Source organism: Paenibacillus sp. FSL H8-0282, assembly GCF_037963825.1.
Taxonomy (GTDB): Bacteria; Bacillota; Bacilli; order Paenibacillales; family Paenibacillaceae; genus Paenibacillus_AQ; species Paenibacillus_AQ odorifer.
This window is the reverse complement of the sequence record NZ_CP150146.1, coordinates 5631303-5653028: the sequence shown is the minus strand read 5'-3', so window position 1 is coordinate 5653028 and position 21726 is coordinate 5631303. Positions and strand designations below refer to the sequence as shown.

21 protein-coding genes are annotated in these 21726 nt (G+C 46.5%); 12 read left to right on the top strand and 9 right to left on the bottom strand.

All coding sequences use genetic code 11. The features are described from left to right. The first annotated feature begins 270 nt into the window (after positions 1–270). Genes wecB through NST94_RS24465 form a run of 8 tightly spaced genes read left to right on the top strand, consistent with a single transcriptional unit; the run spans position 271 to position 7232 of the window. Positions 271–1365, top strand: a complete 1095-nt coding sequence (wecB, locus tag NST94_RS24500; protein ID WP_076103696.1) for a UDP-N-acetylglucosamine 2-epimerase (non-hydrolyzing) — start codon at positions 271–273, stop codon at positions 1363–1365. Continuing rightward, positions 1355–2341 (top strand): polysaccharide biosynthesis protein, encoded by a 987-nt coding sequence (locus NST94_RS24495; RefSeq protein WP_036679704.1) that lies wholly within the window; start codon positions 1355–1357, stop codon positions 2339–2341. Before wecB ends, NST94_RS24495 begins: the two co-directional genes overlap by 11 nt. Beyond that, complete coding sequence (locus NST94_RS24490) at positions 2338–3177, top strand: SDR family oxidoreductase (RefSeq protein ID WP_076305607.1); 840 nt, start codon at positions 2338–2340, stop codon at positions 3175–3177. Before NST94_RS24495 ends, NST94_RS24490 begins: the two co-directional genes overlap by 4 nt. Then, positions 3174–4145: an NAD-dependent epimerase/dehydratase family protein gene (locus tag NST94_RS24485; protein ID WP_076305606.1), complete on the top strand. Its 972-nt coding sequence runs from the start codon at positions 3174–3176 to the stop codon at positions 4143–4145. The genes NST94_RS24490 and NST94_RS24485 overlap by 4 nt, the downstream gene beginning before the upstream one ends. Then, entirely contained in the window at positions 4142–4858 is a 717-nt protein-coding gene (locus tag NST94_RS24480; protein ID WP_076130428.1) for a glycosyltransferase, read from the top strand. Before NST94_RS24485 ends, NST94_RS24480 begins: the two co-directional genes overlap by 4 nt. Positions 4859–4863: 5 nt before the next feature. Next, positions 4864–5439, top strand: a complete 576-nt coding sequence (locus tag NST94_RS24475) for a class I SAM-dependent methyltransferase (RefSeq protein WP_076141519.1) — start codon at positions 4864–4866, stop codon at positions 5437–5439. Positions 5440–5472: 33 nt separating this feature from the next. Beyond that, positions 5473–6195, top strand: a complete 723-nt coding sequence (locus tag NST94_RS24470) for a glycosyltransferase (protein WP_076130426.1) — start codon at positions 5473–5475, stop codon at positions 6193–6195. Then, entirely contained in the window at positions 6192–7232 is a 1041-nt protein-coding gene (locus NST94_RS24465) for a glycosyltransferase family 4 protein (protein WP_339169615.1), read from the top strand. Before NST94_RS24470 ends, NST94_RS24465 begins: the two co-directional genes overlap by 4 nt. A 73-nt stretch (positions 7233–7305) precedes the next feature. On the opposite strand, the gene NST94_RS24460 is transcribed toward NST94_RS24465, so the two are convergent. Continuing rightward, on the bottom strand, positions 7306–8373 hold the full coding sequence (locus NST94_RS24460) for a glycosyltransferase family 4 protein (protein ID WP_339281393.1): 1068 nt from the start codon (positions 8371–8373) through the stop codon (positions 7306–7308). 201 nt (positions 8374–8574) lie between these two features. On the opposite strand from NST94_RS24460, the gene NST94_RS24455 reads away from it, so the two are divergent. Continuing rightward, positions 8575–9621 (top strand): YhcN/YlaJ family sporulation lipoprotein, encoded by a 1047-nt coding sequence (locus NST94_RS24455; protein ID WP_339281392.1) that lies wholly within the window; start codon positions 8575–8577, stop codon positions 9619–9621. 80 nt (positions 9622–9701) lie between these two features. Here the strand turns inward: NST94_RS24455 and nagA are convergent, their stop codons facing one another. The 8 genes from nagA to NST94_RS24415 all read right to left on the bottom strand — a co-directional run bounded on the left by nagA (position 9702) and on the right by NST94_RS24415 (position 19060). Continuing rightward, entirely contained in the window at positions 9702–10886 is a 1185-nt protein-coding gene (gene nagA, locus NST94_RS24450) for an N-acetylglucosamine-6-phosphate deacetylase (RefSeq protein ID WP_339281391.1), read from the bottom strand. After that, positions 10874–11602, bottom strand: coding sequence for a glucosamine-6-phosphate deaminase (gene nagB / locus NST94_RS24445; RefSeq protein ID WP_076130421.1), 729 nt, complete (start codon positions 11600–11602; stop codon positions 10874–10876). The genes nagA and nagB overlap by 13 nt, the downstream gene beginning before the upstream one ends. Next, positions 11602–12480 (bottom strand): MurR/RpiR family transcriptional regulator, encoded by an 879-nt coding sequence (locus tag NST94_RS24440; RefSeq protein WP_036679688.1) that lies wholly within the window; start codon positions 12478–12480, stop codon positions 11602–11604. Before NST94_RS24440 ends, nagB begins: the two co-directional genes overlap by 1 nt. Positions 12481–12709: 229 nt before the next feature. Continuing rightward, a complete protein-coding gene (locus NST94_RS24435; RefSeq protein ID WP_076302437.1) occupies positions 12710–13690 on the bottom strand; it encodes a LacI family DNA-binding transcriptional regulator in 981 nt (326 codons plus the stop codon). A gap of 197 nt (positions 13691–13887) precedes the next feature. Further along, complete coding sequence (locus NST94_RS24430; protein WP_256721041.1) at positions 13888–15492, bottom strand: FTR1 family protein; 1605 nt, start codon at positions 15490–15492, stop codon at positions 13888–13890. Positions 15493–15730: 238 nt separating this feature from the next. Next, positions 15731–17068 carry an iron uptake transporter deferrochelatase/peroxidase subunit gene (efeB, locus tag NST94_RS24425; protein WP_076302438.1) on the bottom strand — a complete coding sequence of 446 codons (1338 nt, stop codon included), beginning with the start codon at positions 17066–17068 and terminating at the stop codon, positions 15731–15733. A 5-nt stretch (positions 17069–17073) separates the two neighbouring features. After that, positions 17074–17961, bottom strand: coding sequence for an iron uptake system protein EfeO (efeO, locus tag NST94_RS24420; RefSeq protein WP_076302439.1), 888 nt, complete (start codon positions 17959–17961; stop codon positions 17074–17076). 931 nt (positions 17962–18892) lie between these two features. Continuing rightward, entirely contained in the window at positions 18893–19060 is a 168-nt protein-coding gene (locus NST94_RS24415) for a hypothetical protein (protein ID WP_169744806.1), read from the bottom strand. Between the two features lie 215 nt (positions 19061–19275). Here NST94_RS24415 and NST94_RS24410 point away from each other — a divergent pair, with 215 nt between their 5' ends. From NST94_RS24410 to NST94_RS24400, 3 genes are all read left to right on the top strand, one after another. Next, positions 19276–19500, top strand: coding sequence for a LuxR C-terminal-related transcriptional regulator (locus NST94_RS24410; protein ID WP_019908812.1), 225 nt, complete (start codon positions 19276–19278; stop codon positions 19498–19500). A gap of 166 nt (positions 19501–19666) precedes the next feature. Further along, positions 19667–20428, top strand: coding sequence for a SagB/ThcOx family dehydrogenase (locus NST94_RS24405; protein WP_076303265.1), 762 nt, complete (start codon positions 19667–19669; stop codon positions 20426–20428). A 200-nt stretch (positions 20429–20628) separates the two neighbouring features. Continuing rightward, a complete protein-coding gene (locus NST94_RS24400; protein WP_175619010.1) occupies positions 20629–21648 on the top strand; it encodes an AraC family transcriptional regulator in 1020 nt (339 codons plus the stop codon). The last annotated feature ends 78 nt before the right edge of the window (positions 21649–21726 follow it).

Below are 21726 nucleotides of genomic sequence, written 5' to 3'. Positions count from 1 at the left end.
CAGCTGAGCAAAAAGAGAGGCATAAATGCCCTCGAATGGGTCGAATTCGGCTAACTGAGCACAAAGAGAGGCAAAAATGCCCTTCATTGAGCTCATTCCAGCAACCGGAGCCCAATGAGCGGTATAATTCCCGCTTATTGATCTCAATCCAGCAACCAGAGCCCAATGAACGGTACATTTCCCGCTCAATGAGCTCAATCCAGCAACCAGAGCACAGTCCGCTGACTGAGCCAAGTCAGACCATAATTAAACAGGCAGGGGAGTGAACTCATGAAGATCATGACGATTTTAGGCACGAGGCCTGAAATCATTCGCCTCAGTGTAATCATTCCGCTTCTCGACGAACATGCTGAGCGGCACATCCTGGTGCATACAGGCCAGAACTTCACCGCCAGTCTCAGCGGCATTTTCTTTGCTGAGCTGGGACTGCGCGCACCGGATTATGTGCTGCAGGATAAACAAGCAGGACTAGGCGGCCAGCTTGCCGCCATGTTCGGAGGGTTAGAAAGCATTTTACTAAAAGAACAGCCAGATCGCGTCTTGCTTCTGGGCGATACGAACAGCGCGTTATGTGCGATTTTGGCTGAACGTATGGGAATTCCGGTGGTGCATATGGAAGCGGGCAACCGCTGCTATGACCTCCAAGTACCAGAAGAGAAAAACCGCCGTGTCATCGACGCCGTTTCGACCATTAATATGCCTTATACGCAGCAGAGCAAAAGACATCTAATCAGCGAAGGTTTCCCCAGCAGGCGTATCGTGTTAACAGGAAATCCGATCCATGAGGTCATGACCCATTTTGAGCACAAAATCCAGACCAGCGACATTCTGGAGCAGCTGAAGCTTACCTCAGGACAGTATTTCCTAGTCACGGCCCACCGTGCTGAGAATGTAGATGATCCAGAGTCCCTTGTACAAATTATGTCGGGTCTTAACGCAGTGGCTGAGCATTTTGGAATTCGTTTAATATGCAGCATTCATCCTCGCACTCGCTCCAAACTTACCGAGCAATTTTCCCTTCCAATGAACCCACTAGTTGAATTTCATGAACCTTTCGGATTTTTTGATTTTGTCTATTTGGAACAGCACGCCTTATGTGCCATCACCGACAGCGGGACTGTACAGGAGGAATGCTGCTTGATGAAAGTGCCAACAGTTACGATTCGCAGAACGACGGAACGTCCAGAAACAGTGGATTGTGGCAGTAATGTAGTCTCAGGTGTAGATCAGAAAAGTATTCTGCGCAGCGTCAAGCTGATGACGGCGCTCAATCGGGATTGGGAGGCACCGGAAGGATACATGACTCCGGATGTTTCGGTCAAGGTAGTTAAATTCTTGCTTGGAGGGAACCTGCATGTTCAATAATAAAAGGATTGTGGTCACAGGCGGAACTGGTTCCTGGGGGCATGAGCTGATTAGGCAACTTCTGCCACAAAATCCTAAGGAAATCATCGTATTCTCCCGCAGTGAATCCGCTCAAGTGGCGATGAGCCGGGAGTTTGAAGATCAACGTCTCAGCTTTATCATTGGCGATATCCGTGACAAGGATGCGCTGATTGCAGCCTGCCGTGGCGTTGATTATATCTTTCATCTGGCGGCGCTCAAACATGTTCCAGTCTGTGAAGATCAGCCTTATGAAGCACTCAAAACCAATGTAGTGGGAACTCAAAATGTGATCGAAGCTGCCATTGTAAATGGCGTTGAGAAAGCAATTTACATCTCTACCGATAAGGCTGCGAACCCATCCAACTTCTATGGAATGACCAAAGCGATCGGGGAAAAATTGTTCGTTTATGCCAATCTGATTGGCTCAAACACCCGGTTCGTTACTGTACGCGGAGGTAATGTGCTCGGAACGAACGGCAGCGTAGTGCATTTGTTCATGAAGCAGATTAAGGATAAGGGTCAGGTACGCATTACGGATATGAAAATGACCCGCTTCTTTTTTACCCTACGCGATGCTATTACGTTATTATTTAAAGCTTCTGAGGTTAGCTTGGGTGGAGAAATCTTCGTCATGACTATGCCTACCTGCCGAATTATCGATCTTGCTGAGGTGCTGATTGAGGCTTCCGGAGAGTCCAATGTGAGTATTGTTGAGACCGGGATTCGTCCGGGGGAGAAAATCCACGAGATTCTGATGAGCGATTTCGAAAGCTTAACTACCGTTGTCTACGATGAACAGTATCTAGTAATTCTCCCTACGCTGAACATGCCGGAATTAAAGGCACATTATAGCGCTTATCCTCATGTCTCTTTCAATAGCTTCAGTTCAGAGACGAATCTGATGGATCGGGAAGAGATCAAAAGCATCTTGATCCGGGGAGGGTTCCTGCAATGAAGCTGCTTATCCTAGGTGGAAACGGTATGGCGGGGCATATGCTGGCGGATTATTTTCGCCGCCAGGGCAAGCATCACGTCTTCCATACAACCCGGGATAAGAGCGATCTTGGCGGGCTGTATGTAGATGCGAACGATATAGCCGGAGTTGAGAAGCTGGTCGATATCGTTTCCCCTCATTGCATTATCAATGCAATGGGGGTTCTCAATCAATTCGCGGAGCGTGACAAAATTGGGGCTTACCACGTGAATGGCTTTCTCCCTCATCACTTGTGGCGAAAGGCGGAGGATGTTCAGGCAAGGCTCATCCATATCAGTACCGACTGCGTGTTCGAAGGAACACGCGGAGGGTACACCGAAGAGGATGCTCCTGATGGAACCTCTGTATATGCAATTTCGAAAAGTCTCGGTGAGGTGCAAAAACCCGGGCATCTTACGATTCGCACTTCCATTATTGGTCCCGAAATCCGCTCAGGCGGTATTGGTCTGATGGATTGGTTCCTGGCGCAGAGTGGTAAAGTTTCAGGATACCGGCGGGTGATGTGGAACGGGGTCACAACGCTCCAATTAGCCAAAGCAGTGGATGTAATGCTGGATTCCCCTGTATCGGGGCTGATCCATTTAGCGCATCCAGAGCCGGTAAGTAAATATGAGCTGCTTCAGTATATTCAGGCGGCTTTTCATAAAGAAAATGTGGAGATCATCCCTGAGGATGAACATATTCAGGATCGTACACTAGTGAATACAAGAGCGGATGTCCTCTTGCCGCTGCCTTCATATCCTTTAATGCTGCAGGAACTGGCTGACTGGATGAAACAGTCAGAGATGTATTTATGACAGGTCAAAGACTTCTGATTACCGGAGCCGGTGGATTTACCGGGCAACATGCGGTTCGATTATTTTCGGCAGGAGGGGCTGAGGTTATCGCTGTATTGCGGCCGCAATCGACAGCTGCCTCCACTCTTTTTCCAGAAGGAGTAAAGATTTATGTTTGTGATTTAAGTGACCGGAAAGCAGTAGCTGAGATGATCAAGCAAACTGCACCGGACGCTGTCCTTCATTTGGCTGGGAAGAACTCCGTACCCGAGTCATGGCTTAATCCCTTGCTTTATATGGAGACCAATGTGATGGCCACCTTATATTTACTGGAGGCCATGCGAAGCCTGCCGAGCAGTCGGATTCTAGTGGCAGGCTCCAGACTTAAGTTCAAACCGGGTGTGGTGGCTGGGCCACCACACCCGTACAGTCTTAGCAAAACAATAGAAGAGCTGGTGTCCCTCGCTTGGGGCACCTTATTTAAACAGCCGGTTCTGCTGGCTGAGCCCTGTAATCTGATTGGTCCCGGTCCTTCCACCGGCTTCTGCTCTTTATTAGCACAGCACATTGTCCGAAGTGAAGGCCAGCCAGAAGAGGAAATACCTCCATTTAAGCTCTCTTCTCGTTATGCGCTGCGTGATTTTTTAGATGTAAGAGATGCCGTTAGAGCTTATGATTACATTTTGCGTAAAGGTACAAATGGAACCATCTATCGCATCGATTCGGGGAAGCAGCGGGAACTCGGGGAGATCGCGGAGCAGCTGCTCAGTCATTCTGTAGGTCCAGTGCCAATGGACTGGGGACCTGCAGATGCTGAACGGGCTATTTCAGAGATCGCAGCCACAGCGGATAAGCAGGTTCATTCAGAAGCATCAACCCCTGAGGCTGATGTGACTTCACTGGGCTGGCTTCCGGAAATTGGGCTTAACCAATCGTTAATGGATATTTTGAATTATTACCGAGTTAGCGGGGAGGGGAGGTTGTTATGAGACCGAAGGTTTCGGTAGTGATTCCTTTTTATAATTGTCCTTATATTGAGCACGCCCTGCAAAGTGCGTTCTCCCAGTCTTGGGAACCTTACGAAATCATTGTTGTTGATGACGGCTCGCATGCCCATAGCAATCTAATTACACCGTATCTTTCCCGAATTCATTATTTGGGCAAAGGCAATGGGGGAACCGCCTCCGCACTGAATCACGGCATATTGAATGCAACGGGGGACTATGTGGTCTGGCTTAGCTCGGATGATTTATTTTATCGGGATAAGATCAACAATCAGGTTCTGTTCATGGAGCAGAACCACTTGTTAATCTCCTATACCAACTTTAATTATATTAACGCTCAATCGCAGCTGGTTCAGCTGAATGCTGCGCCATTGTTTCCTAGTCACCTGGATTACTTACGTTGTTTTTTACACGGTAATCCCATTAATGGCTGTACGGTGATGTTTAAACGAGAGGTGTTTGGAGCCATCGGACTTTTTGATGAATCACTTCCTTACACCCATGATTATGACTTATGGTTCCGCGCCATTCTGAACGGATATCCACCGGTGATGTTGAATCAATCCCTCACAGCTTACCGGACGCATGAGGGCATGGGAACGATCAAATATTTTGATGTAATTATGGCAGAGGCAGCTGCGACCAATGCCCGCTACAAGAATTCGCTGCAGCACTTGATTTCTTCTATGGGGGGCTGAAGGTAATGTACCGGGAAATTGAAGTGAATGACTTTCTGCCAGTCTTACTGGAACAGTTGAAATTCTGCCAGAGTATTCTGGATATCGGCAGCGGCACCGGTACCCTGCTTGAACGATATGAAGCCGCAGTAGTGCTTGGATTAGAAATTCACAGGCCGTACCTGCTGCATCGTCAATATAAGTCACCTCATATTATTCCGGTACATGCAGATGCCAGTCATATGGATAAATTATTCCTCCCCAAAACATTTTCAGCGGTTACCTTTATTGATTCAATAGAGCACTTTAATAAAAATGAAGCGAAGACTCTGCTAGGGATGGCCGAAAGAATCGCCAATAACCGAGTAGTTGTATTTACCCCTCGGGGCTTTTTTCCACAGGAGGGTATGGATCATTATCATTTGCAGGGAGAGTATTTTCAAAAGCATCGGAGCGGATGGGAGCCGGAGGATTTTATTGCACTTGGGTATGAGGTAACGGTACTTAAAGGTTTCCATCATGCCCAAAACCCATCGTTTCGTGAAGCATTCGGGGAGGGCCATGCACCAGTAGATGCCCTGCTTGCTTGTAAAACAGTATAAAAGTTGAGCTCCGGGTGAAGGAGGTGAGCGCGTATGAGTGAAGAACCTAAAGTATCGGTGATCATCCCATTTTATAACTGTTCGTATGTGGATCTCGCCATCCAAAGTGTCTTGGATCAAAGCTATCCGAATATAGAACTTATTGTAGTCGATGACGGTTCTACCCTATGGCTGGAGAAGTTGGCCCCCTTCCGTGACAGAATCATTTATATACAAAAGAGTAATGGAGGGACGGCTTCTGCTTTGAACAAAGGGATAGAAGTGGCTACCGGAACGTATTTTGCCTGGCTCAGTGCAGATGATCAATTTCACCCGGATAAAATCAAAAACCAAATAGAAAAGCTCAAAAGTACGGGTACTTTGTTTAACTATACAGCCTATTATTATATAAATGAGCAGGGAGAACGGATCTCAGATACGGTAAGTATGCTTTTTAGCAGCAGAGCCCATTTTATTGAGACTATGATGTTGGGGTGTCCGGTGAATGGGAGTACAGTTCTTCTTCATATGGATATATTTCGTGCCGTAGGAACGTTTGATGAGATGTTGTTATATACTCAAGATTATGATTTATGGCTACGTATTTTACCGCATTTTAGCTGGTCTTATATTGAGCATCCGCAGCTTGATTATCGAGTGCATCAAGAGATGGGTTCAGTGATTCATAGTGAGGCGCAGAAAAGAGAGATAGAACTGGTACAAGCAAAACATCACGGGGTTCTATCGCATCTGCTGCTAAAGGAGAGAGGGGAATGAAGTTAATATTTCCTGTTCTAACTCTATCTAGGGGCGGAGCACAACGGATGCTGGCAGAACTGGCTAATCGTCTGTCAGAAATCGGTCATGAAATTACGATTCTCCTACCCAGCGATGGTGTCGTTGAATACGAGATGAATTGTGAATTGCGTTATGCGGCAGATGGTGAATTAACGGCCCATGATTTTCCAGTGGGGGACGTGATTGTCTCCAACTTTTATACCACAGTCGAGGTATCGCAGCAGGCAAGTAATGAGGGGAAAGGGATTCATATTCGCTTAGCACTTTGCTACGAGCCCACTTTTTTACCTGACAATAGCCGCTCTTTTGCATCTTATAGTTTAACTAGCAATCTGCTCGTACTTTCCCGCTGGCAGCAAGAAATCGTCCAGAAGAATCATGGCATTAAGGGGACAATCGTACCCATTGGTGTGAATCCTGTTTTTAGAAACCTGAACATTCGTGAACCTGAAAATAAGCTTGTAGTTTCCGCGGTTATGCGAAAGCCAGAGGGTGGATTCTCAGGCCATCGTGAACAAGACTATTTGCTTGAACAGTTAAATCGGGTCAGAAGAATGCATCCAGAAGTTGAACTTTATTTGATTATTCCACCTGGTGAATTTGCTGAATCGACTACACTGCAAACTTTACTAACGGATGAACGATATCATATAAGAACCCCAGCAAATGATACTGAGCTTTGTTACCATTATAGTGAGAGCGATATTTTTGTAAGCTCAAGTACGTATGATACGGGATCGCTACCAGGCATCGAGGCTATGCGTTGTGGAGCAGCACTCGTTACTGTTTACTCCGGTGGGAATATGGAATATGGCAGGCATGGCCACAACTGCTTAATGTCCTACCGGTTTGAGAATCGGCTTGCGGATGATATCATAACCTTGATTAAAGACCCTGATTTGCGCCAGCGGCTTGCTCGTAGGGGGGAACAGGATTCACAACGTTTCACTTGGGAAAAAAGCACACAATTGTTTCAGAATGCGTTGTTTGAGATCGTATCACGGAACTCTTTATAATATACCTCTAAAATATAAAAAACCTTCAATACCACGTGAGAAGTGGCTTGAAGGTTTTTTTGCATGATTTCGGTTAGAAGATGGCATAGGAATTCATCATTTCACGAAAAGACTGCGCATACTTCTCAGTTCCGAAGCGTGAGACCATATATCCTCTTCCTTGCTGGCGGAGACCCTCTCGCAGAGGAATATTGTTCATAAGCTCCAGTCCTTCGTTGACGGCAGTTGGAATATTGCCAAGCGGGTAAAATTTACCCGTGACATTATGAACAATAAAGGATCTGACACCATCGGAATCTGTACTAAGTACTGGACAAGTGCAGCAAATCGCTTCGGCAACAGCATATCCAAATCCTTCTGTAATGGAGGTGGCTAACAGGAATCCACCAGAATTAGCGATCGAGGAATAATAAATCGGCATTACATGATTAGGAATATTGGTAAAAGTACTTAGACGATCATTCAGCCCTAGGGCGTGTAGCTCCTCCTGAAAGGATTGTTTCTGATCCTCTGCGGCTAAATTAGGATCATGGAACATCCACAAATGAATATCTGGTTTATAAAGGCGAATATCATGGGCGATTCTCAAATATTCCCGCCAATTTTTATTGCTCTCTAGCCGGCCTACCCAAGCGATAACCGGATTAGCGGGAGGTTCAGCAGGGATATGCTGAAAGGACTGGACATCAACAATATTCGGAATTACATAACGATGCAGCCAGGGACAGATTTCAATAAACAGCTCCAATAAATGATCGGTTGGCGGGATTAGTACCGCATTACAATAAGAACGTAAATAAGGGACGGCATCTCTGATCAGAGTTTCCGCATGACTGCGTTTTCCAAGGCCTTGAGATTCGTATATCATAATACCGCGGTAACCGAGTTCACGCAGACGTTTCAGTAATAAATAATCAGATGTAACAATAATGGCATCGTAATTATGGGTCTCCAGCAAATTTTTAATTTCTTCATCTGAAGATGAGACAAATACCGGAAAATTCGTCGTATTCTGGCCTGAACCCGGCATTAGATATAAAACATGGCATTCGATCCCACTTCGCTGGAGACTTTCACATCGCAGCTTATTTAATGTCTCCACCCCGCCACTCGGTACATAAAACGTAAATAGAACTTTCATGCACAAGCCTCCTGACTTTTGCGGAGTAATACCGACTTGTTGAGATATGGCTTACTGTTTATAAGATACGCCGATCTGCACTCGCGGGTGACGGTCAAAGCGGCATAGTTCCAAATCCTTTCAGGATAGCTTGTTCTTCAGAAGGTCATCCTAACGATCGTACACTGCACACATACAACATTAGAGATGGAGGATGAATTCATGTTGCGATCCAAGATCAGTATGTCAGTCTCAGCTGCATTGCTTCTCGGCTTGGTGAGTATTACGGGGTGTGGAACCAATACGGCAGAAAAATCGAATGTGCAAACCAATAGTGTCCGGGGAGTAAATGATGGGCGTATTGGTGTGAATTCCGTACGCGGTGGCACACATAACATCACTAAGATGGAAGTTAGTCAGGAGCTTGCAGACCGGATTGCTGCAATGCCTGAAGTCCGCTCAGCGAATGTAATGCTTGCAGGAAAAAGCGCGTATGTAGCAGTAACTTTAAATGATGCAACTGCTGGCCTGCGTGCCAAAGGGACTCCATCGTATCGGGCAAAATCCTCAACCACTCCTCACAATTATGGACCGACTGGCGTAATGTCTGGTACAGGAAGAGTGAAAATTGGCCGTGATGGAATGAATGATACTGGAGCCGTAACCAATGGTATGAACGGAGCCTTAAAAGGTACTGTAAATACAATTCCTGGTACAACAAGTACTGGACCGGCAACCAGAAATGGAATCAATGGCATGGGTAATTTGGGAGCGGGTATGTTGGGAACAGGAACAGGAACAGGAACAGGTACAGGTACTATGGGAACAGGTACGACAAGAAACCATACTTATAATAATGGTCCTCTGCTGAACAGCAATGGCTCGAAACATGATGTAGATATGGGGATGGGAAAAGGTATGGGAACTGGAATGGGAATGGGCATGCGCAGTACCACTCCTAGTACCCATGATGCGAATTACAGAAGTAATTCGACGCATATGTACAACACCAATAGCACGAATAACACAAATAACACCATAAATACAAGAGAAACAGAAACAGTTACCAAAGCAATTAAAGATAAAATTGCTGCGGAAGTTAAAAAACATGATGCGAGAATTAAGGATGTATACGTATCAGCAAATCCTGACTTCGTGGAACGCGCCAATGTTTATGCTGAAGAGGCTCGTGCCGGTCATCCGATAAAAGGATTTGTGGATGAATTCCGTACCATGGTTGAACGAATTTTCCCAACACGTAATTATTAATGATTTTGTGATCTAAATAAAAAAGCAACAATCTCACCATCTGGAGAGAATTGTTGCTTTTTTGTTTGGAGCTAATTTTATTAAGTGGTGATTGGACGTCCGCCGATCCATACGCCGCGAATATTAAATTCAGCATCAAGGCGTAGGATATCGCCGCGTTTTCCAGCCTCCAAGGAGCCAATGCTTCGTTCCATTCCAATGGACGCCGCTGGCGTAAGGCTTGCAGCGCGGGAGGCTTCTTCCAAGGTGAGTCCTACCTCTTGGATCAGATAACGGAAGCCGCGAATCATCGTTAGTGTGCTTCCAGCTAGAGCAGCAGGATTATCTTTAAGGGTGGCGATGCCATCTTGAACGAGTACAGGTAAATCACCGATTGTATATTCACCATCACTAAGTCCAGTTGCAGACATGGCGTCAGTAATCAGTAATAAATTGTTCTCTTTCTTGAGACGGGTCAATATAGAAATGGCTGCGGGATGAACATGAATCCCGTCGGCTATAATCTCTGCGCGAATGCGTTTATCGAACAAAATAGCTCCAGCCGCTCCAGGTTTACGGTGATGTAGGGGTGTCATCGCATTGAACATATGCACAGCTTGGTTAAGTCCAGCATCTGCTGCGGCAATAACCTCTTCAAAGGAGGCATCCGTATGCCCGAGCGCTGCAGTTATACCGTGCTTGCGCAGCCAGAGAATAGCTTCGAGGGCACCTTCACGTTCCGGAGCAAGCGTGACTTGCCGGATCATTCCTGGATAATCGTTCTCCCATTGTGCTAGCCACTCAATATTGGCAGGAACAATATGCTCTGGATTTTGTGCGCCGGACCATTTCGGGCTGATGAAAGGTCCTTCCAAATGCATGCCTGCGATTTGTGTGTAAGGCATTTCAGCAGCGCGATAAGCGCTGACTTCGGAGAATACTTGGTCAATAGCAGACTTGGAAGCGGTCATGGTTGTAGCCAGCATTGTTGTTGTTCCTTGGGAACTATGGAACTTAGTGATGGCATTCAGCGATTCAGTATCACTGTACATAAAGTCGTGGCCAGCTCCACCATGAACATGTACATCTACAAATCCGGGGATCAGGAGATCCGTTGCTTGACCACTGGCAGGCCAATGCGTGTAACGCTCTGGAAGCCAAGCCGCATCGCCAGCATAGTGGATCTGCTCTCCAGATACGGCAATCACACCGTGCTCAATTATACCTTGGGGAGTCAGTACCTTACCGAACAGCAACTGTTCTAGTTCTTTATTTATTTCAGCCATTTGCCTGCTCCTTCATCTACGAGAACGATTACATTTGGATGACTCTGCAGCAAGGATGCAGGGCATTGGGTTGTAATCGGGCCTTCCACAGCATTGCGGATAGCTTCAGCTTTGCCGGCACCACGAACCAATAAGAGGATTTGGCGTGCTTTTAGGATGCCTCCAATGCCCATTGTGATCGCTTGCCGAGGGACCTCATCCAAACTGTCAAAGAATCTAGCATTTGCTTCCCGGGTATCTTCAAGCAGGTCGACGACATGGGTTTTGCTGCTGAGGTTAGCATCGGGTTCGTTGAATCCAATGTGGCCGTTGCTGCCAATACCGAGAATCTGCAAGTCAACGGGTCCGTTTTCTTCCAGCATTTTATCGTATGCAAGGCATTCTGCTTCCATATCCGCTGCGTTTCCGTTAGGGATATGTGTCTGTCCTGGATCAATATCTATATGGTTAAATAATTGCTCGTTCATGAAACTGCGATAGCTTTGTGGATGGTCGACAGGCAAGCCGATATACTCATCCAGATTAAAGGAAGTTGCTTTAGAGAAACTCACAAGTCCTTTTTGGTGCATTTCAACCAATTTGGCATAAACCCCAACTGGGGAGCTTCCGGTCGCAAGACCGAGCACGGCTTTAGGATTGCTTTGCAACAGGCTGGCAATAAGATTCGCACCCGTTTGTACGAAATCTTCATCACTATGGAACTTTAGAATATTCATTAGGATTGTCCTCCTCGTTTGTTTCGGTATTGTTGGACATTGAGATAAGATTGCTCCAGTCTAGGAATAAAATCCCCAAAACGGGTGCTGACCATTCCAGTGAACAAAATATCAATGATGTGAAGCTGAGCTATGCGTGAGGCCATGTCTCCCCGTCGCATGCCTTTCTCCAAAGATGAGGAGAATAGGGGGATATCCGCCAGAGTAGCCAAGGTGCTGCTGCCATAAGAGGTTAGTGCGATAGTGCTTGCTCCGCTAGCCTTCGCACACATCAAGGCATCAATGGTCTCGGGAGTCTCTCCCGAATAGGATACTGCGAACACGACATCACCTTCGGAGAGTGATGAAGCAGAGGTAATCTGCATATGGGAATCAGCAAAAGCAGTACAATTTACGCCTATGCGGATTAGCTTCTGATAGAAATCCTGAGCGACAATGGAAGAGGTCGCCATCCCGTACAGATCAACGCGGCGTGCTTGGCACAATAAATTAACTGCTGCCTGCAATCGCTCCAGATCTAACAGTGAGGTAGTATCCCGGATGGAGGTCAGATGGTTCGTCTGCATCGCTTCCACAATCACGGAGAGTGGGTTGCCGGCTACAATATCTTGATAAGAAGAGCCACCATCCTGCGGCGCGGCATCACTATGAGCAATTTCTGCTGCCAGCTTCACCTTGAAATCCGGAAAGCCTTTAAAATGAAGCACCTTACAGAAACGTGTGATCGTTGCCGGGCTTATTCCGCATTGTTCTGCTAATTCTGTAATGCCCATATGAACGATTTCGCCTGGTGAGGAGAGAATTCGTTCAGCCAGCTTTCGTTCCATTTGAGAGAGCTTGGCCTTCTCATGCTCGAGTGCATGCAGTATTGGGGACATCCATTCATCCACCTCGTTTCAATGGGGTATTGAAATTATTTTTATGATTATTAACTAAATGCAGAAAATTATTTTCATATTTAGGATAAAACAAATTCCATTCGGAAGCAAGGGATAAAAATGAATACTAAAGGGGAATATGCAAAAATAAAAAACGGTCTACTCGCAGAAGGCTGCAAAGTGGACCGTTAAAATGATGTAATTACTGAGATATAAGATGAAAAGGATACTATACTGTATTGCGTTCTATAATACGGTACTCAAGCTTGCGATGAACGGGTTGTCCATCATTTCGCTGGATCTGATCATAGATAATCCGAAAAGCGGATATGCCCATTTCAGTTAACTGATTATCTACAGTGGTCAGACCTAACGTTCGGCCGATAGGCTGATCATCAAATCCGATGACGGCCAGATTCTCAGGAATGCGGATACCCTTTTTCCAAGCTTCGATGATTAAACCAGCCGCTATATGATCGCCTGCTGAAATAATCAGGGCATCAGGACGATTCTTCATCTGCAGCAGTTGGTGAAGTACGCGGGCACCGTCCTCTTCGGTCAGACAGTTATAGATTATCCATTCATCATTGTAAGGCTGATCTGTAGCTTCTAGAAAGTCTCTAAAGGCAATTTGGCGGATAGAGCTGCTGCTGCCGTGTGGTCTTCCTTCACAGTAGCCAATATGGCGGTAACCTTTATCATTCAAATATTGAAGGCCACTGCGAAAAGCAGAATAATGCTCAATATATACAGAAGAAAATTGGCGTTCTCCCCTATCCTGACATACCACAATAGGACCATAAGCTGTATATTCTTCAATAGCTTCTGAGCTCATTGTTGAAGAGACCATAACTACACCGTCAATTTCTTTGTTCCGCAGCATCTCAAGCACCTTAATTTCTTCTTCCGTACGATAATCGGTTTGGCAGAGAACGAGCCGGTATTGAGCCAGCAGTGCTTCTTGAGCCAAGCCTGCAATAATGACTGAGAAATAAAATAAGTTGGTATACGGAATAATAACAGCTATAGCTTGAGTCCGCCCAGTGATCAGATGCACGGCGTTCATATTACGCGTGTAGTTTAATTTTTCAATAGTATTTAGGACTGCGGTTCGTTTGACTTCACTTACATAAGGGTGATTATTGAGCACCCGCGAGACTGTTGTCACAGAAACACCAGCCATACGGGCAATTTCTTTAATATTAGCCATTAGAGTACAACAGCCTCCCTTTTGTGCTTGTGTATAGTCATTTTATTTTATCATATTGTCCGCAAATTACCTCCCAAATAAAAAGCTTGCTATGGAATCCATTTCATAAATTAGACTGTAAATGCAAGAGATTACCGGACTAAACCGGCGTAACCACAAGGGCGTGACGGACCGGTATATCTATTGTATTAATAAAACTAAGCTGTTCGTGAAGCCTTTGGCGATCTGTTCCGAAACAGCTCCCACACAATAAACAGCAGGACAAGCAGCTGTGGAAGCAAGGTTTCCCAAGTGGGATACATGCCAAGCCAGTTAATTGAAGGCAAGCCCTCTTGTACATGTGCAGGAAGTTTGCCGGCGACCTGAAGCGAGTGAATGCTCTCCCCAAGAAAGCGGAATACTAGGTAATAAATCAGAATTGTAGCTGTACGGAAGAAGGCGGCAATCGGCAATTTTGCACTCAAGGCAATAATTGCATAACCTACAATACCAAGAATAATCAGAGCACATCCAATCCCAAGCAGTAATTGAGACAGCTTGATGGATGGAGCCATGCCCACATAAAAGATTGTAGTCTCTGCACCTTCACGTAAAATCGCAAGCGCTGCAACGGAGGACAGTGACCAAAGATTTCCTTTGGCCAGCGCGCCATCAACTTGCCTACCCACGTAGTTGTTCCAATTCGCAGTGTTTGATTTGCTATGCAACCAGCGTCCGATTGTGAGCATCATAACTACCGCGACAAGACCAGTAATCCCTTCAATCATCTCCCGTGCTCCCCCGGAAGCTGCCCGAGAAATGGTATAAGTGAGCACAACAGCCAATCCGATACTTGCGATGAGGCCGACAGCTGCACCGGACCAGATCCATTTTTGCGCTTTGGCGTTGCCATCACGTTTCAGGTAAGCAAGAAGAGCTGACAAGACGAGAATAGCCTCAAGTCCTTCGCGCAACAGAATCAAAGCGGCATCCCAAGCATTATAAGTGGTTTCACCAGCCAAAGGCGTTAGTTCGCTAAGCATATTGTCCATGATGGTTAAAGCTTGATCCAGTTTAGGCGGATTTGAGAGCAGGTAACCTGTGACAGCCGCACTCTCATTTTCGATATTGTTGTAGACTGTTGGTGAGGCGATCTGGACTTGCCCTTCGGCAGAAGGCCAGGCTACGATGAATTGCTCCATGATGTTAGCGGCCTCTGTGCTGTTATTGTCTTTGGCAGCGGAGGATGCTTTGTTCAGGTAGCTGATTAATCCCTCTATAGAAGCTGGTTCACTGGAAGTATCCCCAGCGTCAATGGTTTTGCCTTCACTGTAATCAGCCAGCAGTTGATACAGAGCTTCTGCTTCCGATTTCGCCGATGCCTCGCGAAGCGGTTCAGCCTGCAGCGCAATCCGCAGCAGGCTTATTCGCGTCTCCAGCAGGCTGTAAACGGCGGAATCGTCCGCCCGGATGTTGCGCTCCGCCGGCTTCCATCCGCTGACGATGTCGCGGTACGCTGCCGCTGCCGCGCTCCAGTCGGCGCTGCGCGCCGCATCCCGCGTGCGTTCCGCCGCGGGCAAAAGCTTCGCCGCCGTCTCGCGTCCGGCGGCTCCAGTGTCACCGCCGACCGTGCCGGAGGCGGCGGTGACGTACGCGTCCACGCTTCTCGCGAGCGTGGACAGTGCGGTTTTGGCGGGATCGCCGCCGCCCGCCGCAAGGGCTTTCGCCGCGTCTGCAAGCGCGGCGTCAACGGCAGCAGCCGGACCGGTGAGTGCCGGGTCCGGCGTGCCTGTGTTCGCGGTGCGCCACAGCGCAGCGAACACTTCTACATCGGCCGCGGCCGCGTCCCAGCGGCTCTGGCCGGCTTCGACGAGCGCGCTGCCGACCGGCGGCAGGAGCTCGTCGACCGTGCCATCGCCCTCCGCCCCCGCGGGGCTGGAGAGCAAAAGCATACACAAAAAGCCAAACAGAATCAGCAAGGCAACCTTTGGCATTTGCCGTTTAGGATGCGTAAGAGATAACATCGGGATAATCCCCCTTCAATAATGGACAGCCATAAATTTAGCTTAGTAGTGATTCCCCGATAAAGCCGCCACTGCGGACACCGGGGAAGCAGGCAAATACCGCGCTGCCGGTGTGAGTCATATATTCGTTCAGGAGATCAGTCTTAGAGAGGCGCTGCTGAATGGCAACGAATTGTTTCATTAAATCACGTTGAAAGCTAATGAATAACAAACCTGCATCAAGCTGTCCCGTGGTGACGTCCAAACCGCTGGAAAAAGAATAGGAGCGGCGCAGCATTTTGACTGTACCGTCACCATGCGCCAATGCGGAATGTGAATTCACCGGAATGACAGGTTTCCCGGAAGCGTCCGCAGCTGAAAGATCCAGATCATCGAATTCATCCTTAGCTCCGAGTGGAGCTCCGGTGTGACGATAACGCCCGAAGGTAGCCTCCTGATCACTTAGCGACGACCGATCCCAGACTTCAATACGCAGACGTACCCGGCGTACCGCCATATAAGTGCCACCGCTCATCCAAGAAGGACCGTCACTGCTGCTGTTCCAGACCACTTTGTTCATTTCAGAGTTATCAGTTGTAGCGGGATTGCCCGTGCCGTCTTTGAAACCCAAAAGATTGCGTGGCGTAGCCCCCTTGGGATCCGCTGCTCCAGTGCGTTGAAAACCTTCCTGTGTCCAGCGCAGTACAGCAGTCCCCCGGGCGATACGCGCCAGATTGCGGATCGCATGGAATGCGACCTGCAGATCATCCGCACAGGCTTGCACACAAATATCCCCGCCACACCATTTCGGATCAAGATTGTCACCCGCAAATGCCGGAAGATCGGTCAATAGGGCTGGGCGTTTCGAAGCTAAGCCGAATCTTTCATCAAAAAAGGAAGGACCAACACCAAAGGTCAGCGTACACCGTGCAGGGTTTAGCCCGTCCGCTTCCCCGGTGTCTGAGGGTGGAAGATTGGGGTTGTCATTTACGTCACCAATAAGCTCGCCAGTAGTAAGAGCGGCAGCGGCAGTGGTCCATGCTTGCATTATTTTTTTCACATCGGCCAGTTTGGTTGTGGTGAAATCAAAGGCAGCAAAATAAATAAAGTTCTGTGCAGGTGTCAAAATCCCCGCCTGATGGCTCCCATAAAAAGGAATGGAACTGGAATCACCTTCTGCGGATTTCGTTGGCTCAGCTACAGCATTACGCGCAGCCATAATTCCACCGACACCTCCGCCCCCTAACAAAAGACCAAGGCCAGTGGCGCCAGTAAGCCGCAGCATATCGCGGCGGCTTAATTTTTTACCAAATATAGGCTCATTCTTCGATTGATCATTAAGAGGGGGACTTTCAGGATTACCTGGTACTCCAGTGAACTTGTTATGTTTATTCATGAGGGTCACACTCCTAGAATAGTTCCCATATTGGACAATGGCTCAGCCAAGGCGTCCAAATTCTGACTCAGTTTACGTACTTCATCTTCTTTCAGCTCTTCATAGGAAACATATCCATCTCCAGATTTGAAAGGGGCAAGCTCAGCTTGCAAGGCAGCGAATCGTTCACCAATGTTTTTTTCAAGATCGGCATCTTTTTTTGCTAGTTCTGGTTTTAACAGCTCGTATATCTTTTGCGCACCCTCAACGTTTGCGACGAAATCATACAGGTCTGTGTGCGAGTAACGTTCTTCCTCTCCGGTTACTTTTGAGGAGGAGACCTCATTTAAAAGCTCAACAGCACCAGTTACGAGCAGATTCGCGTCGATCTCAACGGTCTCCACTTTCGCACGCAGCAGCTGTGCATCCTTCAGCAATTGGTCAGCAACTTCTGTCATGTCTTTAGTTGTATTATCCTGCCAGAGTGCTTTCTCAAGCTTGTGGAAACCGCGCCAATCTGCCGCATCTACATCATTTTCCCGGGCATCGATGTTTGGGTCCAAGTCACCAAGTGCTTCTGCAATAGGCTCAATCCGTTCGTAGTACATGCGGGCAGGAGCGTAGAGCGCCTTAGCCTCATCAATCTTGTCCTCTTTTATAGCGTTGGTGAAACTCTCTGTTTGCTTTACAAATTCATCACATTGCTGGATGACGTATGTGCGATATTGATCTATAGCTGACGTGAAGTCAGCGGTAGCAGTCTCCCGTGTGTTGGTAGCCGCAGCAGTCGTCGGTGCGTTGGTGGCTGTAGTGCTGTTGGCAACAGTATTTGTAGAATTGTTGTTATTGGCACATCCAGTGAACAGTATGGAGGCCGCAAGTAGACTTGCAGGCACAGCATAAGTAAATTTCATTAAAAAAACACCCCTTTTTTTATATCTAAATGATAATCGTTATCAATTATGCTGGACTTATCATAAGTCCGTATACAATTACTGTCAATATAAAAATGTGATGTATCTCATTGTAATAATTGCACGACAAAAAACTCCCAGGGTTGGGAGTATAGTTTGTAGCAATGTATCCGATTACAATTGAAAAAGCAGAATAATAACCGCCCTCGCGAACTTTTGCGCATAAGCAGTAACTAAAGGACCCAGAAGACACTACATGCAGCATTATTCGATATTTGAGTCGCTATCGGACCGCATAGTCGCTATTGGCTTAGAAAGTACCCTATATGAGCCTGTTTCTAAGGAATAGCGTCACTGGAGTCCGAAACTTCGCTCAAAAGGCGATAAATTTGTTAATAACGCCATCTGGGTCCGAAAGCCTCAGTAGGGGCGGTGAATACACTATTGAAGCGGGTAGCCGACCTGGCGAACCATTGCGTGCACGCAGTAGTAACCGCCCCAGCAAACTTTTGCGCATACGCAGTAACTAAAGGACTCAGATGACACTACATGCAGCATTATGCGATATTTGAGTCGCTATCGGACCGCATAGTCGCTATTGGTTTGAAAAGTACCCTATATGAGCCTGTTTCTAAGGAATAGCGTCACTGGAGTCCGAAACTTCGCTCAAAAGGCGATAAATTTGTTAATAACGCCATCTGGGTCCGAAAGCCTCAGTTGGGGCTGGTGAATACACTATTGGAGCGGGCAGCCAACAGCCTACAACATAAAGCAGCGATTCCCATTAATGGCGAATCGCTGTTCTAAGTCGTTTACGATGTTTAAATGAAGGGAACCGTCTCATTTATAGTTAATTAAGCTGTTAAAGTGACAGTTCCATTCTTTGAAGGTTTGATCTGCTTAAGAATAAGATCAAGGCGTCATCCGCTTTTTATCGTTCATTATGGGATTCATGATCTGCAGAGGGTTGGTTTTCGAACACTTCTGCAGCTTCCTCTGCAGAAAATTCAGGTTCGAATTTACCTACGAGTGGTAATTTGTTTAATTTCGTTGTTTGTACTTCTGCTTTGGTAGGTTGATTGTTTTTTGAATGGCTCATACATACACCTCCTTTAATAAGGAACAACAAACCGTAGTTTGCCCTGAAAAAAGATGTTCTTATTCATGAAAATTTCAGACTTTTGCATTTGAATGAACTAAGCCCATTTTATAATTGTGACAGCACCATTAACATCAACACTACATAATATGTTTTGACTGTATCCCTTTACCTTGTTATACCAAACAAACCCAGGGCAAGGAGGGGTGACACCATTGAAGGGGAACGAACACCACAGCAAATTTCTGTTGACTCATCGTGAGCGCGAAGTTTTTGAGCTTCTCGTGCAGGACAAAACGACTCGTGATATCGCTGGCTTATTATTTATCAGCGAAAAAACAGTTCGAAACCACATTTCCAATGTAATGCAAAAACTAAACGTTAAAGGCCGTTCACAAGCGGTTGTCGAGCTGATCAAGCTTGGGGAGCTGAAAATATAGCTGGCCATGTCTTCGGAAGTGACGCGTTTAAGCCTTCTTTTGCCCTTCGGGGCAAAGGGAGGTTTTTTGTTTACTCACCAAAACAACTGAAGAGTGAGTTAGATCACCGTATGATTTTTATGACATGATAAATTAGAGCTATTAAGGTAGTTCAGGAGGATCTGTTATGACCAGATATGAACAACAAAGAAATTTTCTGAAATCCAATTTTCATGAATTCAAACATATCAAAACAGATAAGATCAAGGGAATTGCACAACCGCCAATTGTTAAGCCATTTGATTCAGATTCACTAATTATTGATTTGCCCAAGGTCAGCAAAGACGTTGTGAGTAAAGAAAATATTTTTGATTGTATAGATCAAAGAAGAAGTACACGGTTCTATTCTGAGGATACTGTGAGTCTGGAGGAGTTATCCTATTTATTATGGGCTACCCAAGGGATTAGCGGTATGAATAAGAACGGACTTACGCTGCGGACTGTACCCTGCAGTGGGGCGACGCACACCTTTGAAACCTATTTAATGATTATGCGTGTAGAGGGCATTGGACAAGGGATCTACAGATACCTGCCTGTGGAACATAAGCTCTTTTTTATGTTTGAATTAGATCAACTTGAACAAAAGATTGATGCTATTACTTTGGATCAGCCCTTTGTCCCTAACTTTGCCAAAAAGGCTTCTGTATTGTTTGCCTGGAGTACCACACCCTACCGCTCCGAATGGAAGTATGATATTTCTGCTCACAAAAAAATCCTCATCGATGTTGGACATGTCTGCCAGAACCTTTATTTAGCCAGCGAATCCATCGGTGCAGGTGCTTGTGCAATTGGAATCTATGATCAAAAGTTGATAGATGAGATTTTAGAATTAGACGGTGATGAAGAGTTTGTTATCTATCTTGGGGCAGTTGGGAAGAAACGAGAGTAGCTATGAAGGCTAGATGCAGCTTCAGAAGTGAGACATATAAGCCTTTTTCACCCTTCTGGGTGGGGAAGGTTTTTTTGATTATAATCCAGTGTATTTGCCCAACTGCTCAGTCTGAACGAAGAGGAAATCGTAATGTTTAATTGATAATCATTCTCATTGCATATATAATTAACCCAAAGTAAGAGGAAGCAGGGATGTGCATGGAGCGAAGCAATGGACTGAAAGAAGCAGAAACGATTGATGCCCATAAGACGCTTACATGTGAAGGGGTAGATTATAATTATCGTTTTGATGGGGCTCATTTTGAGATTAAACCTCCAGTCGAAATAGGGGAAGGCAGTTGCCGCAGCCTGCTTAGCCATGGGTATATCCAGATGACAGATTTTAATCTCTGTTTTAATCGGGATATCGAAGCGAAGGGCAATTTTAGCACTCCGCGTACAGAGCTGGCATTCTGCATGGGGCATGGCATTGAGTGGGGGACCTCGCTGAAATCGGACTATTTTGTTATAGATACAGGAGAAATCGCGCTGTTTCATGGCGGAGTAAGAAGTGAAAACTGCACATACCTGAGTGGAGCGGGGTACCGATTCATCAGCATAGATATGAGCCCTGCACAATTTGAGCGGATGACCAGTGGTCTGACTGAGGATACACGGCTTCGCATCGGAGCTGGTGCGGGTTTGTTTTTTGGAAAAAATAACATCACACCATCCATCCGCTTCATTTTATCGCAGATTGCGGATTGTTCCTATAGCCATGGCATGCGTGAACTTTATCTGGAGGGCAAAATGCTGGAGCTTATGGCGGTCTATCTCAATGAATCTTTATATGAAGCAGACCGGATTCCACGCTCGGTCAAGCTGTCCAGAGAGGATATGGAGAGCCTGCGGCTCGCTAAGGAGATTTTACAGCGTGATTATTTGCACCCGCCGACGCTTGCAGGCCTTTCTCGCATTATATGCCTCAATGAGTTTAAGCTGAAAAAGGGCTTTAAGGAAATGTTTGGTTATACCGTGCATGCCTACGTTATCGAACAACGGATGCAGAGAGCGCAGCAGCTGCTGGAACAAGGGAGTATGACTGTAAGTGAAGCAGCTTCAAGGGTTGGATACGGTAATGTGAGTCATTTCTCGGCAGCCTTCCGCAAAAAGTTCGGTGTGCGTCCAGGAGAATATCTGATCAGCGGCAGGCAGCGTCTCTTCGGTATTAAGATGTAAGTCCGTATCCTGCACAGATGCTCCTGATTTGGTTAATTATAATCCCTTAAACGGTAGCAATCGTGAACAACGTTCCTA